16 protein-coding genes and 1 tRNA gene are annotated in these 15,571 nt (G+C 59.4%); 6 read left to right on the forward strand and 11 right to left on the reverse strand.

Annotated elements, in window-relative coordinates; genetic code table 11:
- Positions 1-203: 203 nt before the first annotated feature.
- From AWM69_RS20355 to dapA, 5 genes are all read right to left on the reverse strand, one after another.
- A tRNA-Ser gene (locus AWM69_RS20355) sits at positions 204-293 on the reverse strand.
- A 92-nt stretch (positions 294-385) separates the two neighbouring features.
- Positions 386-1,099, reverse strand: coding sequence for a phosphoribosylaminoimidazolesuccinocarboxamide synthase (gene purC, locus AWM69_RS20360; protein WP_048382353.1), 714 nt, complete (start codon positions 1,097-1,099; stop codon positions 386-388).
- Positions 1,100-1,127: 28 nt separating this feature from the next.
- A complete protein-coding gene (locus tag AWM69_RS20365) occupies positions 1,128-1,886 on the reverse strand; it encodes an MBL fold metallo-hydrolase (protein ID WP_048382352.1) in 759 nt (252 codons plus the stop codon).
- Positions 1,887-1,890: 4 nt separating this feature from the next.
- The gene (gene bamC / locus AWM69_RS20370; protein ID WP_218728200.1) at positions 1,891-3,006 is read right to left on the reverse strand and encodes an outer membrane protein assembly factor BamC; all 1,116 of its coding nucleotides are present in this window, start codon (positions 3,004-3,006) and stop codon (positions 1,891-1,893) included.
- A gap of 17 nt (positions 3,007-3,023) precedes the next feature.
- Entirely contained in the window at positions 3,024-3,902 is an 879-nt protein-coding gene (gene dapA, locus AWM69_RS20375; protein ID WP_131655198.1) for a 4-hydroxy-tetrahydrodipicolinate synthase, read from the reverse strand.
- A 327-nt stretch (positions 3,903-4,229) separates the two neighbouring features.
- On the opposite strand from dapA, the gene AWM69_RS20380 reads away from it, so the two are divergent.
- Complete coding sequence (locus AWM69_RS20380) at positions 4,230-4,790, forward strand: glycine cleavage system protein R (protein WP_048382349.1); 561 nt, start codon at positions 4,230-4,232, stop codon at positions 4,788-4,790.
- Between the two features lie 12 nt (positions 4,791-4,802).
- On the forward strand, positions 4,803-5,276 hold the full coding sequence (locus tag AWM69_RS20385; RefSeq protein ID WP_131655199.1) for a peroxiredoxin: 474 nt from the start codon (positions 4,803-4,805) through the stop codon (positions 5,274-5,276).
- 59 nt (positions 5,277-5,335) lie between these two features.
- Here AWM69_RS20385 and queF read toward each other — a convergent pair whose 3' ends face one another.
- Positions 5,336-6,166, reverse strand: a complete 831-nt coding sequence (gene queF, locus AWM69_RS20390) for an NADPH-dependent 7-cyano-7-deazaguanine reductase QueF (RefSeq protein WP_131655200.1) — start codon at positions 6,164-6,166, stop codon at positions 5,336-5,338.
- 81 nt (positions 6,167-6,247) lie between these two features.
- Positions 6,248-6,775 carry a plastocyanin/azurin family copper-binding protein gene (locus tag AWM69_RS20395; protein WP_131655201.1) on the reverse strand — a complete coding sequence of 176 codons (528 nt, stop codon included), beginning with the start codon at positions 6,773-6,775 and terminating at the stop codon, positions 6,248-6,250.
- Between the two features lie 153 nt (positions 6,776-6,928).
- Here AWM69_RS20395 and AWM69_RS20400 point away from each other — a divergent pair, with 153 nt between their 5' ends.
- On the forward strand, positions 6,929-7,609 hold the full coding sequence (locus AWM69_RS20400) for a heavy metal response regulator transcription factor (protein ID WP_048382345.1): 681 nt from the start codon (positions 6,929-6,931) through the stop codon (positions 7,607-7,609).
- Entirely contained in the window at positions 7,609-8,970 is a 1,362-nt protein-coding gene (locus AWM69_RS20405) for a heavy metal sensor histidine kinase (RefSeq protein ID WP_256930466.1), read from the forward strand. Before AWM69_RS20400 ends, AWM69_RS20405 begins: the two co-directional genes overlap by 1 nt.
- A 406-nt stretch (positions 8,971-9,376) precedes the next feature.
- Here the strand turns inward: AWM69_RS20405 and AWM69_RS20410 are convergent, their stop codons facing one another.
- The 3 genes from AWM69_RS20410 to AWM69_RS20420 form a co-directional block, all read right to left on the reverse strand.
- Entirely contained in the window at positions 9,377-10,621 is a 1,245-nt protein-coding gene (locus AWM69_RS20410; RefSeq protein WP_131655203.1) for a lipoprotein-releasing ABC transporter permease subunit, read from the reverse strand.
- 62 nt (positions 10,622-10,683) lie between these two features.
- Entirely contained in the window at positions 10,684-11,367 is a 684-nt protein-coding gene (gene lolD / locus AWM69_RS20415; RefSeq protein ID WP_218728202.1) for a lipoprotein-releasing ABC transporter ATP-binding protein LolD, read from the reverse strand.
- Between the two features lie 7 nt (positions 11,368-11,374).
- The gene (locus AWM69_RS20420; protein ID WP_131655205.1) at positions 11,375-12,625 is read right to left on the reverse strand and encodes a lipoprotein-releasing ABC transporter permease subunit; all 1,251 of its coding nucleotides are present in this window, start codon (positions 12,623-12,625) and stop codon (positions 11,375-11,377) included.
- A gap of 94 nt (positions 12,626-12,719) precedes the next feature.
- Here AWM69_RS20420 and AWM69_RS20425 point away from each other — a divergent pair, with 94 nt between their 5' ends.
- A complete protein-coding gene (locus AWM69_RS20425) occupies positions 12,720-13,304 on the forward strand; it encodes a PilZ domain-containing protein (protein WP_131655206.1) in 585 nt (194 codons plus the stop codon).
- A 53-nt stretch (positions 13,305-13,357) separates the two neighbouring features.
- Complete coding sequence (locus AWM69_RS20430) at positions 13,358-14,080, forward strand: glycerophosphodiester phosphodiesterase family protein (protein WP_218728203.1); 723 nt, start codon at positions 13,358-13,360, stop codon at positions 14,078-14,080.
- A 42-nt stretch (positions 14,081-14,122) separates the two neighbouring features.
- Here the strand turns inward: AWM69_RS20430 and sthA are convergent, their stop codons facing one another.
- Positions 14,123-15,517, reverse strand: a complete 1,395-nt coding sequence (sthA, locus tag AWM69_RS20435; protein WP_131655208.1) for a Si-specific NAD(P)(+) transhydrogenase — start codon at positions 15,515-15,517, stop codon at positions 14,123-14,125.
- Positions 15,518-15,571: the final 54 nt, after the last annotated feature.

The raw sequence follows: 15,571 nt of genomic DNA on the forward strand, positions 1-15,571 counted from the left end.
CCTCAAGGGTCACAAGGCAGGATAAAAATACGAGCGAGAAAGGCTCATACTCGGAATTTATAAGTGCGCATCTAGGTAGCCCGCATGCAGAAAGCAATTTTTTACGATGCAGCCTTGTCCTAAAACTGCCCTAATTTTATCCCCGCCCACGAAAAAGCCCCTGAAATGTTCAACCATTTCAGGGGCTTAGTCTTATTCAATAATGGCGGAGAGATAGGGATTCGAACCCTAGGTACTGTCGCCAGTACAACGGATTTCGAATCCGTCCCATTCGGCCACTCTGGCATCTCTCCAACGGCGCGCATGATAACAGCGCTTTTTGTTTCAGGCAAAGCCTTATTTCAAAAAAATCGCGTGCTATCAGTTGCTTGCGCGCTTTTACGGCTTAAAGCGGGACGCCGAGGCGCTGGGCAACTTCTTCGTAGGCTTCGATAACGTCGCCCAGACCCTGGCGGAAGCGGTCCTTGTCCATTTTCTTGCCGGTGGCCTTGTCCCACAGACGGCAGCCGTCCGGGCTGAATTCGTCACCCAGGACGATGGAGCCGTCGTGGAATACGCCGAATTCAAGCTTGAAGTCCACCAGCAGCAAGCCGGCGTCGTCGAACAGTTTGTTCAGGACTTCGTTGACCTTGAGCGACAGTTCTTTCATGCGAACCAGCTGCTCGGCAGTGCCCCAACCGAATGCCACGACGTGGGATTCGTTGATGAACGGGTCGCCCTTGGCGTCGTCCTTGAGGAACAGTTCGAAGGTGTGCGGGTTGAGCTTCATGCCCTCTTCGACACCCAGGCGCTTGACCAGGCTGCCCGCTGCGTAGTTACGCACAACGCATTCGACCGGGATCATGTCGAGCTTTTTCACCAGGCATTCGTTGTCACCCAGCAGTTTGTCGAATTGGGTCGGCACGCCGGCTTCTTCGAGTTTCTGCATGATGAAGGCGTTGAACTTGTTGTTCACCATGCCTTTGCGGTCGAGCTGTTCGATACGCTTACCGTCGAACGCCGAGGTGTCGTTGCGAAACAACAGGATCAAGCGGTTTTCGTCATCGGTCTTGTAAACCGATTTCGCTTTACCGCGATAGAGTTCTTCACGTTTTTCCATGATGGGCTCCGCATGCTAAGTAGGTGGGCTAGGCGATTGTGCGCCAGTCGAGCCCTGAATCTTGATCGGCCAGTTGCAGCCAGTCCGGGTCGCACCCAAGGGTGTCGACAAAACATTGCCGGGCCAGCTGCGGCAGGTTGTTCTTGCTGCTGAGGTGAGCCAGTACCAGGTGTTGCAGGTCCTGCCAGCCCAACTCGGCCACCAGGCTTGCGGCCTGATGGTTGTTCAAATGTCCTTCCTGACCACCGACCCGCCGTTTGAGAAACGCGGGGTAGTGACCACGGGCAAGCAGGTCGCGGCAATGGTTAGCCTCGATCATGAGCGCATCCAGGTCGCGATAGCTGTCCAGGATGCCTGCGCAATATGAACCCAGATCGGTCAACAGGCCGAAACGCCGCTGACCGTCGCTGAACACATACTGGGTAGGCTCCTGGGCATCATGGGCAACGCGGGTCACATGGACACTCAATGCCCCGATCTGCAACGTCTCGCCATCCGCCACGAAGCCGGCAGGTTCCAACGGCTTGCGCATCCCGCGCTGAGTACCACGACTCATGTACACCGGCAAATTGTAGCGCCGAGACAGCAAACCCACGCCATGCACGTGGTCGGCATGTTCGTGGGTGACCAGAATCGCGCTCAGCTGGTGTGGGCTGACGCCCAACCGAACCAGGCGGCGCTCGGTTTCTCGCAAGGAGAAACCGCAATCGACCAGGATACAGGTGTTGTTGCTGGCTATCAGCGTGCCATTCCCTTGGCTACCACTGCCGAGAACGGCAAAACGCATGCTGTCAGCCCAGGTTGTCTTGAATGACGCCCAACACTTTGCGCGCCACTTCCGGCGAGGCAACCTTGTTGATGTTTTCTTCGACAGTCACTTGCACCGTCTCGCCAACCTTGCTCAGACGCACCTGATAACGCTCGGCACGTGCTTCAACTTCTTCCTGGTTCGGCTTGCTGCCAAAGAGGCCGGAGAAGAAACCGGGTTTCTCGTCCTTCTTCTCGGCTTTTTCGGCCAGGTTGATGTAATACAGGCCCAAGGTACGGTTGATGTCTTCAACGCGCCATTCGCCCTGCTCAAGCGCACGGCCGACACTCGACCAGGCACGATCGAGGTCTTCGTTGAGGCTCAGCACCGGGTTACCGCTGCCGTCTTCGCTCAGGCTGACGCGGGTCGGGGTATCGAAGTCCCGTGCGGCCAGCAACGACACCGAACCGCCCTTCTCGGCGTTGCGGCTCATGCTGATCAGCATTTCGTCAACCAGAGCAGCATCCAGACCGGTATTGACCGAACGGTTGCTGAACTCGGCATTGGCGGTGCTGCCGGCAGGCCGGTTGGCACTGACGATGTAGATTTCGCTGGTATTGCGCTGCACGCCTGGCTCGATGCGGACCCGCAGGCGGGTTTCGCTGTCGGCGGCAAGGCCGCTGCTGCCGATATGGCGGGCCATCGGTGCCGAAAGCTCGTCAGCGCGCTGCCAGGTCGTGGTGAACTCGCCGGTCTGCGGACGTTGCTCGTCGATACGGAAACCGTTGTCCTGGAAGAACTGCGTCGCCACCGACCAGACTTCTGCCGGGGAACGCTGCGCCATCACCCAGCGGCTATCGCCACTCTTTTGCAGGGTGAAGTCGCTGGCATTCGCGGCCACCAGCAATGGCTGCGGGCGCGGCACCTCATACTCGCCCTTGACGCTGTCGTCAGGCACGTTGCCGGGGATTGGCAACAGCGGCACAAGGCGCTTGTCAGTCTGGACACCCGGCGGCAATTGCATCGGCGGCGCTTGATGCGCCTCCAGATAATCGCTACCACGGTCCCGGAAATAACCTTCTGGACCCCACAGCCAACCACAGCCGCTGGTGCTCGAAATAATCACGGCTAGTGCGGAAAGTCCGGCCAATCGCTTCATGCGTAGTGCTTCCTCAATTAAACCAAAACACCGGACTGGCGCAGAGCCTGACGCAGCGGTTCGTGGCAGGGTTCGCTGAGCCAGGTGAGCGGCAGACGGATACCGTCCGGCATCAGGCCCATCTCGTGCAGCGCCCATTTCACGGGGATCGGGTTGGATTCGATAAACAGGGTTTTATTGAGCGGCATCAGCTTTTCGTGAATCGCACGGGCTGTGACCGCATCGCCACGCATGGCCGCCGCACACAATTCGCTCATTTCACGCGGCGCCACGTTGGCGGTGACCGAGATGTTGCCCTTGCCGCCGAGCAGAATCAGCTCGACTGCCGTCGCGTCATCGCCGGAGTACACCAGGAAGTCGCTGCTGACACCGGCCAGGATGTCCGTGACGCGCTGCAGGTCGCCGGTGGCTTCCTTGATACCGATGATGTTCGGTACGGTCGACAGGCGTATGACGGTGGCTGGCAGCATGTCGCAGGCCGTACGGCCCGGCACGTTGTACAGGATCTGCGGGATGTCGACTGCTTCGGCGATCGCACGGAAGTGCTGATACAGGCCTTCCTGGGTCGGTTTGTTGTAATACGGCGTGACCAGCAGGCACGCATCAGCGCCGGCGGCCTTCGCGTTGGTGGTCAGCTCGATCGCTTCACGCGTCGAGTTGGCGCCCGTGCCGGCAATCACCGGAATGCGCCCTGCAACCTGCTTGACGACAAAACGAATCACTTCGATGTGTTCGTTCACATCCAGCGTTGCCGATTCACCTGTAGTGCCAACGGCAACAATGGCGTTGGTGCCCGCTTGCAGGTGAAAGTCCACCAGTTTGCTCAGGGCGTCCCAATCAAGACGACCTTGTGCATCCATCGGTGTGACCAGTGCCACCATACTGCCCGCAATCATGCAACCGCTCCTGCCGGAAAAAGAGAGCCGTAATGGTACTGGCGCCATGACCCTTGCACAAGCAACAGCGCGCCCGATGAGCATTCCCCTTCGCGTTGCTTTTCGCTACCCTTCAGCCTTTGATTGGTACTGATGCGCGCGAGAGTCTGCCAAACAGCTCTATATCAAGCGCCCAAAGCCCCGCCCAAACGCTTCCGGTCGCGATTTGCAGAGCCTGCAAATCGTCTGCAGCGGTGTATTGGCGGGGTTGTGGTGCTTGCAAGAAACCTGATACTGGATTCGTACCGCGTCGACCGTACTGACCGCTCATCGTTTTAGGAAGGCTGCATGTCCACCCCCACAGTCCGCGAACAATTCCTTGTCATCAGTGCCCTTGGCGCCAACCCAATGGAGCTGACTAACGTCCTGTGTCGCGCCAGCCATGAAAATCGCTGCGCCGTCGTGACCTCCCGCCTGACTCGCCACGGCGAATGCAGTGCGCTGGTCCTGGAAGTCACCGGCAGCTGGGACGCCCTGGCCCGCCTTGAAGCCGGGCTGCCGGCTCTCGCCAAGAAACACGCCTTCAGCGTTAACGTGGTGCGCAGTGCCGCGCTCGAAACCCGGCCCCAGGCGCTGCCGTACGTGGCTTATGTCAGCTCGGCGTACCGCTCGGACATCATCAATGAGCTATGCCAGTTTTTCACCGACCACAACGTCGAACTGGAAAACCTGACCTGCGACACCTATCAGGCACCGCAAACCGGCGGCACCATGCTCAACGCCACGTTCACCGTGACCTTGCCGGCCGGCGTACAAATCAGCTGGCTGCGTGATCAGTTCCTGGACTTCGCCGACGCGCTGAACCTCGATGCACTGATCGAACCGTGGCGCCCACAGAACCCAATGTAAGGAAGCCGACTCATGGCCGTAGCAATTGATCAGCCGGTAGGCGAATTCACGCTCCCGGCAACGGGCGAGCAAACCGTCAGCCTGTCGCAGCTTAAAGGCAAGCAGGTGGTGATTTACTTCTACCCCAAGGACAGCACGCCGGGCTGCACCACCGAAGGCCAGGGCTTTCGCGACCATTACCCGGCGTTTCAGGCGGCCAATACCGAAATCTTCGGTGTATCGCGTGACAGCCTCAAGTCCCATGAAAACTTCAAGGCCAAGCAAGGTTTCCCGTTCGAGTTGCTGAGCGACAAGGACGAAACCCTGTGCCAGCTGTTTGACGTGATCAAGCTGAAAAAGCTTTATGGCAAGGAATACATGGGGGTCGACCGCAGCACGTTCCTGATCGACAAGGACGGCGTGTTGCGCCATGAATGGCGCGGCGTGAAAGTACCGGGTCATGTTGAAGCGGTGCTGGAACAGGCAACAGCATTGAACCAGGCCTGATTCCTGCTGCAGGAGCGAACATACTCGCTCCTGCACAGGCAACAGGTGCCGGGGCGTTATTACTGACGCACTAAGCGCAGATTCTGGAACTCAACCGCTTCGGTACTGCGGTACGGGTTGATGTCCAGCCCGCCACGACGCACATAACGCGCATACACGGTCAGTTTTTCAGGCTTGAGCAGACGCTGCAGGTCGAGAAAGATCCGCTCCACGCATTGCTCATGAAAATCCGAGTGCTGGCGAAAGCTGACCAGGTACGCCAGCAGGCTGGCGTGATCCAGCGCCGCACCGCGGTACTCGACGACCACGGTCCCCCAGTCTGGCTGACTGGTCACCGGGCAGTTGGATTTGAGCAGATGGCTGTACAGGCTTTCTTCAATGACCCGCGACTCATCGCACTTGAGCAGCTCAGGACGTGGCTGGGCGTAATCACTGACGCTGATATCCAGGTCATCGATGCACACACCCGGCAAAACACCCACGCCATCGGCCTGGACGTCATTCAAGCTGCGCACGCGCACACTGACCGGCTTCCCGGAGGCCGCCGACAAGTCAGCTTGCAAGGTCGCTTCGAGGCTTTGCACATCGGTAAAAACGGTCTGGTTCAGGGAGTTCAAGTACAGCTTGAACGACTTGGACTCAACGATGTTCGGCGAGTCTGCGGCAAAGCAGAACTCGCCAATGGCTACCACTGGCTTGCCTGATGGCAACAGCCATGACAGTTCGAAGCAGTTCCAGAAATCCACCCCGACATAAGGCAGCGTTTCGGCGCTCAGGCCCAGCTCGGCCCATTTTGCTGCGCGCGGGATCGGGAAGAGCAAGGACGGCGTGTAAGTGCTGATGTATTCACTGGACTTGCCCAGCGGCGAATGTTCGGCTGCGGGATGCATAACAAAAACCTGGCTAGAAAAACCCGGCAATTCTAGCGGGTTTACGCCTGTCTTTCAGCGTTCACAGACGATCAGCCGTGTTCAAGGCCCAACCTTTACCGTTCCGACCATTCCCGCCTGATAGTGGCCGGGCACATTACAGGCGAATTCCAGGTTGTCCGCCTGGCTGAACGTCCAGGTCAACTCAGCGGTTTTACCCGGTTCCACCAGCACACTGTTGGGATCATCGTGCTTCATCTCGGCGCTGGCACCGTGCCCCATCGCGGCATGATCCATGTCGTGATTCATGCCGGTCGGGGTCATCATCCCGCCCTGCTGCATCTCGAGCATTTCTTTCTGGTGCCCGGCGTGCATCGCTGCATCTCCCAGGTTGAACTCGTGCAGCAACTGCCCCTTGTTAACCAGGACAAAACGCACCGTCTCCCCTGCTTTGACCTCCAGAGACGTGGGCGTGAAGGCCATGTCCGTCATCTGTACTTCAATCGTGCGCGTGGCACTGGCGGCAGCCGCTGGCTGACCAAAAGCATAGTGCCCCGCAGGCGATGCCAGCGCCGGCATGCTCAATACCAGCAGAAATCCCGCAAGGGCCAAACGAAAACGCACCGTCATACCGACTCCGGAAATAAATGATCGAACAGGCACCTACTTTAAAAGGCCGGCGCTGGCACTCAACTGACCGTAAGATTACAACTTTGTCAGTTTGGCCCCGCTTCGCGGGAGTCGGGGTATAAGGCTGAGGTCATTTTTTGCGATGAGTTGCCCATGAAACTGCTGATAGTCGAAGACCAGGCCAAAACCGGGCAATACCTGCGCCAGGGCTTGAGCGAGGCCGGCTTCAATACCGAACTGGCCGCCGACGGCATCACTGGCCAGCACTTGGCACTGACCGGTGATTACTCACTGCTGATTCTCGATGTCATGCTGCCCGGCCGTGACGGCTGGCAAATCCTGCAGGCGGTGCGCAGTGCCGGACTGAGCATGCCGGTGCTGTTCCTGACTGCCCGCGACGCTGTTGAAGACCGTGTACACGGCCTGGAACTGGGGGCTGACGACTATCTGGTCAAGCCCTTCGCGTTTTCCGAATTGCTGGCCCGGGTGCGCAGCCTGTTACGCCGTGGCAGCAGCGCCCCCCAGGAAACCAGCCTGCAACTGGCCGACCTGCGCCTGGACCTGATCCGTCGCCGCGTCGAGCGTGACGGGCAGCGCATCGACCTCACCGCCAAGGAGTTCTCCCTGCTGGAGTTGCTGCTGCGCCGCCAGGGCGAAGTGCTGCCCAAATCCTTGATCGCCTCGCAGGTATGGGACATGAATTTCGACAGCGACACCAATGTGATCGAAGTCGCGATTCGCCGCCTGCGCCTGAAAATCGATGACAGCTACGAGCGCAAACTGATCCATACCGTACGCGGCATGGGTTACGTCCTCGAAGAGCGCACCCCGTGATGCGCCGTCTGTCGCTGAGCAGCCGCCTGGCGCTGCTGTTCGCCGGGTGCACGGCCGTGGTTTCACTGTTTGCCGGGGTATTGTTCGGACGGGCCAGTGAAGTGCACTTCGTGGAGCTGGACCAGCAGCTGATGGAAAGCCGCCTCGCTGTTCTGCGCGGCACGCTGCAGGGTGCCGACACCCTGGAGATCTTCACCGGGCGCCTGCCCGCACTCCTGCAAGACCTCGCCCATCAACCGGATCTTGCCGTCCGGGTGCGAGGTCCAGACGGGCATTTGTGGTTTGACAGCTCACCGCGCCTGCCGCTGGAACTGCCTTCGCGCCCGGGACTGGGCAGTCTGCAGATCGATGGCATTGATTACCGGGTATTGAATCCGGTGCCCGACACCCAAAACGCACCGCGCCTGACACTGCTGCTGGACATCACCCACCACCAGCACTTCTTGCAGCGCATGCAGCACTTGATCTGGATGACTGTCGGGCTCTCAGCCCTGGCCACTGCCATTCTCGGTGCCTGGGCTGCCCGTAGCGGCTTGCAACCCTTGCGTCGCATGAGCGCGATCGCAGGCAGCGTCTCGGCGGACTCGCTCAATGCGCGCTTGCCCCAGGCGCAAATGCCGGCCGAGCTGGCTGACCTGGCCAAGGCCTTCAACGCCATGCTGGAGCGACTGGACAGCTCATTTCAGCGCCTGTCGGCGTTCTCTGCCGATATTGCCCATGAGTTACGCACGCCATTGTCGAACCTGCTGACCCACACCCAAGTCACCCTGACTCGCCCCCGCAGCCTCGAAGAATACCGCGAGGCGCTGCATGGCAACCTTGAAGAGTTGCAATGGATGGCCCAGTTGGTCAACGACATGCTGTACCTGGCCAAGGCCGACCACGGTTTGCTCACCCCTCGACGCGAGCCTTTGGAGCTGGCCCGGGAAGTGGACGCCCTGCTTGAGTTTTATGCACCCCTGGCCGAAGACTCGCTGATTGCTCTAAGCCGCACGGGTAACGGCCAGATCGCGGGTGACCGCAGCATGCTGCGCCGCGCCCTCTCCAACCTGCTGGATAACGCACTGCGCTACACCCCCGCGGGCGGAACGATCAGCGTGTTGATCACTGCCACGGCTTCCCACCTGCGCATCAGCCTGGAAAACACCGGTACCGTAATCCCCGCAGAGCAGCTTCCGCGCCTGTTTGACCGATTTTATCGAGCCGATCCGGCCCGCCGAGAAGGCAGCAGTGAACATGCCGGATTGGGGCTGGCGATTACCCAGTCCATTATTCGTGCCCATGGCGGGCAGATAGGATGCGAATCGCAAGAGGGGTTGACCCGATTTGTGATTGAGCTGCCGCTAGGACAGACCTCGTAGCGGGACGCGGCCTCGCTCCGCTCGTCCGCTGCTACAAAGGCCGAAGGACCTTCAAAAGCAGGGTCGCTGCGCAACCCGTCGCAGCCTTCGGCAGCGGCTACAACAGCACCACATCGAACCGACCCCGCCGGCCGCAAAGGCAGCACCGTGTCACGCTCAATGGAAATGTACAAAGGGCCCCTGTAGCCGCTGCCGCAGGCTGCGATAAGGGCCGAAGGACCTTCAAAAGCGGCTACAACATCACTCCAAATCCGTAGCTGCGGTCGAGCGTAGCGAGGCCGCGTCCGGCGGCGCAGCCGTCGTGAACCCGACTACCCGGCGCTTCAGATAAACCGCGAAGACCGACGTGACGAGGACTGTGTCCTCGCCCAGTTCGTCAGCAGCTACAAATACCCCCGCTCAACGATCAGGAGTAGCGCAACGCATGCGCCGGCTGGATTTTGGCGGCACGGTACGCCGGGTACAAGGTGGCCAAAAAGCTCAGAACAAAACCCGCACCGCAGATCAAGGCCACATCGCCACCTTGCAGCTCTGACGGCAGGTTACTCACGAAATACACATCAGAACTGAAAATATGCTGCCCGGACACCCGCTCCATCCAGCCCACCAGTTCACTGACATTGAGCGCCGCGATAACCCCCAGCACGCCACCAATCAACGTGCCGACAATCCCGATCACCGTGCCCTGGACCATGAAAATCGCCATGATCTGCTGAGGCGTGGCGCCAATGGTGCGCAAAATGGCGATGTCGGCGCCCTTGTCGTTCACCACCATAATCAACGTGGCGATGATGTTGAAGGCTGCCACGGCAACGATCATCAGCAGCAACAGGCCGATCATGGTTTTTTCCATTTTCATGGCGCTGAACAGGCTGCCCTGGGTATGAGTCCAGTCATCCGCCGTGTACCCGGCCCCCAAGCCCGCAGCAACCTGCTGCGACACCTTCGGCGCGGCGTACAGGTCCTTGACCGCCAGGCGCACGCTTTGAACCTGGTTCGGCTCCCAGCGCTGCAGGGCAGCCGCATCGGCCACGTGGATCAAGCCCATCGAGCCATCCAGCTCGGCCCCGACCTTGAAGACACCCACCACGTTCAAACGCTGCAGACGCGGGGTAATCCCGCCGGGCGCGGTACTGGCCTCAGGCACGATCAGTGTGATCTTGTCTCCGACACCCAAACGGAAGCGCCGCGCGGTAATTTCACCCAGCACCACACCAAACTCGCCGGGTTTAAGATCTTCCAGACGCCCCTGGACAATATGCCGGGCAACGATCGACACGTTGCCTTCCAGGGCCGGGTCGACACCACTGATCTGAATCGGCTGCATCGATCCCTTGTAGGACAGCATGCCTTCCATTTCGGTAAACGGCACGGCCCCGGTGACCTCAGGATTTTTCAGCGCAGCCTCGGCGACCGGGCGCCAGTCATCTATCGGTTTCACACCGACGATCGTGGCGTGCGGCACCATGCCAAGGATGCGGTTACTCATTTCACGCTGAAAACCGTTCATCACCGACAACACCACAATCATCGCCAGCACGCCCAGGGCGAGGCCGATCATCGAGGTCATGGAGATAAAAGAAACAAAACGATTTCGGCGCTTGGCACGGGTATAGCGCGTGCCGATAAAAATCGATAACGGTCTGAACATTCGCGGGCACCGTATAAAAATTAAAGACCCGACACCGTCAACCGGTGTCGGGTGCTGCTCGATCAAATCGCGGTCAGGCAACCTTCCTGAAGGTGCAATACACGATCCATCTGACGGGCCAGATTCATATCGTGGGTCACCACCAGAAACGCCGTGCGCATCGAAGTGCTGAGCTCCAGCATCAGGTCTTGAATGCCCTGCGCGGTATGCGAGTCGAGGTTGCCCGTAGGCTCATCGAGCATCACCAGCCCCGGGTTATTGACCAGCGCCCGGGCAATGGCCACACGCTGGCGCTCCCCTCCCGACAACTCGGCCGGCTTGTGCTCCAGGCGATGGCCCAGGCCAACCCGGGTCAGCAGGGCCGTGGCGCGCTCACGGGCCTGCGGGATCGGCGTCTTGCCGATCAGCAACGGCATGCAGACGTTTTCCAGCGCGGTGAACTCGGGCAACAGGTGGTGGAACTGATAAACGAAGCCCAGCGAACGGTTACGCAACAGGCCACGGGCCTTTTCATTCAGCGCCGAAAGCTCTTCACCGGCCAGCCAGACACTGCCAGAGGACGGGGTATCCAGGCCGCCGAGCAAATTCAGCAGCGTACTTTTACCCGAGCCCGAGGTGCCGACAATCGCCACCCGCTCGCCCGGGTGCAGCTCAAGCTGCAGGCCCGACAGTACGACTACCGACTCCGGGCCTTCCTCGTAGGACTTGCCCAGATCGCGGCAACTCAACACTGCTTGTTCTTTCATGCCCAACTCACTCATAACGAAGCGCCTGCGCAGGCTGGGTGCGCGCAGCACGCCAGGCCGGGTACAAGGTCGCGAGGAAACTTAGAACCAATGCCGCGCCGCACACCATCAACACGTCTTCAGCCATCAATTGCGAAGGCAGGTAGTCGATGAAATATACGTCGGCGTTGAGAAATTTATGACCCAGAAGGCTTTCAAGGCCCGAGATTGCGGCACTGACATTCAGCGCGGCGAGCATGCCGACCACGGCGCCAATGGCGGTACCGACCACGCCGATCACCGTGCCCTGGACCATGAAGATCGCCATGATCTGGCCAGGTGTGGCGCCCAGGGTACGCAGGATCGCGATATCACCCTTCTTGTCATTGACCACCATCACCAGCGTGGAAATGATGTTGAAGGCAGCGACCGCCACGATGAGCAACAGCAGCAACCCGATCATGGCTTTTTCCATGCGGATTGCCTGATACAGGTTGCCGTGGGTACGGGTCCAGTCACGAGCGTAATACTGGCTCTCACCGAGCTTCTCGGCGATTTCCCATGCCGTGCGCGGGGCCTCGAACAAGTCATCGAACTTCAGGCGCAAGCCCTGGACCTGATCGGGTTTCCAGCGCTGCAGGCGTGCCAGATCCTGCAGGTTGGTGATGCCCAGAAAGCCGTCGATCTCACCGGCGCCGACATGAAAAATGCCCTGCACGGTGAAGCGCTTCATACGCGGGAACATCCCCGCCGGGGTCACCGTGACTTCAGGCGCAACGAACGTCAGCTTGTCGCCAATGGCCACGCCGAGCTTTTTAGCCGCCTTGTCGCCAATGATGATGCCGAAGCTGCCGGGAGTCAGCGAGTCGAGCTGCCCCTGCTGCATGAAGCGGTCGATGATCGATACCTTGCGCTCCTGCTCCGGATCGACAGCATTGAGCAGCACTTTCTGCACATTGCCATCGTGGGTCAGCAAGCCCTGCATCTGGGTGTACGGCGCTACCGCCTGCACCTTGGGGTTTTCCTGGACCTTGACGGCCAGGCTTTGCCAGTCGCTGATCGGTTGATCACCGACGATTGTCGCGTGGGGCACCATGCCCAGCACGCGGGTACGCATCTCATGATCGAAGCCATTCATCACCGAGAGCACCACAATCATTACGACCACGCCGAGGGCGAGTCCGATCATGGACGTCAGTGAAATGAACGACACAAAATGATTGCGACGCTTTGCACGGGTATAACGCGTGCCAATAAATACGAAGAGAGGTCTGAACATGTCGGGGCTTGTTCGAGGGAAAAGAAGACGTCCTTGTGGCGGGGCCTGATAAGCAGCTTTACACTCAGACCACAGCCGCCATCATGGGTTCGCCATGTCGACATTAGATGAAGCAGATCGCCGCGAATACTACCGTATCGAGGATGTGATCGCACTGGAAATAACCCCGCTGTCAGCCCTTGAGGCCGAGAGTGGTGAAGTGTTGCAGGATGCTTCTCCCCTGTTCAATTTGCTCAGTGAATTACACCTGAGCGAGTTCGAGTCCCAGCACCTGCTGCGCCAGATCAGCGAACGCGACCGCACGCTTTCCAGCTACCTCAAGACCCTGAACAAGCGGGTCGACCTGCTCAGCCAGATCGTCGCACAGACGCTACTGGGCAAGGTGGGCGAGCTGCAGCCAGTCAAACTGTCCGAAGCCGGCATCGAGTTTCATCACGCCCACGCCTACCCGATCGGTAGTCATCTTGCGACCAAACTGGTACTGATGCCTCAAGCCCTTGGCTTGTTGCTGCGCGCACGCGTCACTCATTGCCGGGCACAGGACGGCGGGTATGAGATCGGCAGCGAATTTGAATCCATCACTGACACACAACGCCAGCTGCTGGCGCGCTACATTTTGCAAAAACAGGCGCAGGCACGCCGCCAGGCCCGTGAACTGAACGAATCCGCAACGGAGTAAGCCCCTACCGGCGCCCCATCGAAACGCAGCGAATGCTGCATGAAGGAGTAAATGTGACTCTGATTTATGGCCATCGCGGCGCCAAAGGCGAAGCACCGGAAAACACCCTTGCCAGCTTTGAACAGTGCCTCAAGCACGGCGTTCACCGCTGTGAACTCGACCTGCACCTGTCCAAGGACGGTGAGTTGATGGTGATCCATGACTCCACCCTCAAGCGCACGACCGACCGCCGCGGCAAGGTCGCCGAACACACTGCCGCTGAGCTGGTGACGTACGACGCACGCCAGGGAGGTCCGGGCTGGGTACAGCCGTGCCCGATCCCGCGACTTGAAGAGCTGTTTGAAAAGTGCAACTTCGAGCACTGGCAACTGGAGGTCAAAAGTGCATCGCGCACCCGTGCCGCCAGCACCGTATTGGCCATCCGCGAAATGGCGCAGCGTCATGGGCTACTGGACAAGATCACCATCACTTCCAGCTCGCGGGAAGTGCTCAAGGCTGCCGTGGAGCTGACACCTGACGTATCACGCGGACTGGTCGCCGAATACGCCTTGCTCGACCCGCTGAAGGTCGCCCAGAGTTATGGCTGCGAGATATTGGCGCTGAACTGGACACTCTGCACTCCGGAATTTCTGGAGAAAGCCCAGCGTATGGGGCTGCACGTGTCGGTATGGACAGTCAACGAGCCTGCGCTGATGCGCAGACTCGCCGACTTCGGCGTAGATAGCCTGATTACAGACTTTCCCGGTTTGGCCACTGCCACCCTCGGGAATAGCTGAAATCGGTCTCCCCGGCCGGCTCAGGCCACCGGCCGGAGCCGCTCAAAAAAGCCGGTTAAGACCATCGTAAGCGGCTACCCGATAGGCTTCGGCCATGGTCGGGTAGTTGAACGTGGTATTCACAAAGTACTTCAAGGTATTGAGATCACCCGGCTGGTTCATGATGGCCTGGCCGATGTGAACGATCTCCGAAGCCTGGTAACCAAAGCAGTGAACGCCCAGTACTTCAAGGGTTTCACGGTGGAACAGGATCTTCAGCATGCCCTGGGGTTCGCCGGCAATCTGCGCGCGCGCCATGCTCTTGAAAAACGCCTTGCCCACTTCGTACGGCACTTTGGCCTGGGTCAGTTCTTGCTCGTTCTTGCCGATCGAGCTGATCTCGGGAATGGTGTAAATGCCGGTCGGTACATCATTCACAAAACGCCAGCTGCCATTGTCGACGATGCTGCCCGCAGCGGAACGACCCTGGTCGTGCGCAGCACTGGCCAGGCTTGGCCAGCCGATGACGTCGCCGGCGCCGTAGATGTTCGGCACGCTGGTGCGGTAGTTTTCATCGACGCTGATCTGGCCACGGCCATTGACCTTGATGCCGATGTTTTCCAGACCCAACAGATCGGTGTTGCCGGTACGGCCATTACACCAGAGCAAGGCGTCCGCCTTGATCTTCTTGCCCGACTTGAGGTGCAGGATCACGCCGTTTTCGACGCCTTCAACCCGCTCGTACTCCTCGTTGTGACGCACGGTGATGTTGTTGTTGCTGAAGTGGTAGCTCAGCGCCTGCGAGATCTCGGAATCGAGGAAGCTCAGCAGTTGCTCACGGTTGTCCACCAGTTCGACCAACACCCCCAGGCCGCTGAAGATGGATGCATATTCACAGCCGATTACACCGGCGCCATACACAATCAGTTTGCGCGGGGTATGACCGAGGCTGAGGATGGTGTCGCTATCGTAGATACGCGAGTGGCTGAAATCGATATCCGCCGGGCGATACGGACGCGAACCGGTGGCGATGATGATTTGCTTGGCCATCAGGGTTTCAACGACGCCATTGGCGCAGACCACTTCGATGGTTTGCTCGTCGGTGAAACTGCCGGTGCCGAAGAACAGGTCTACCCGGTTGCGGGCGTAGAAGCCGGTGCGTGAGGCGACCTGCTTGGAGATGACTCTTTCAGCGCTTTTCAGTACGTCCGGGAACGAGAACCAGCGCGGCTCACCAATGGCCCGAAACATCGGATTGGTGTTGAACTGCATGATCTGCCGAACCGAGTGACGCAGGGCTTTGGACGGGATAGTGCCCAAGTGCGTACAGTTGCCGCCCACTTGACGCCGGCTATCAACCATTGCCACCTTGCGCCCTGCTTTTGCGGCGTTCATTGCCGCACCTTCTCCTGCCGGGCCGGAGCCCAGTACCACTACGTCGTAGTTGTAGACAGCCATGCGTACTCCTCAGAACAGGCCGAGGTCCCTCTTTGGGCACCTGCGGCTAACTCA

It is taken from the genome of Pseudomonas sp. D1HM (assembly GCF_019266105.1).
Taxonomy (GTDB): domain Bacteria; phylum Pseudomonadota; class Gammaproteobacteria; order Pseudomonadales; family Pseudomonadaceae; genus Aquipseudomonas; species Aquipseudomonas taetrolens.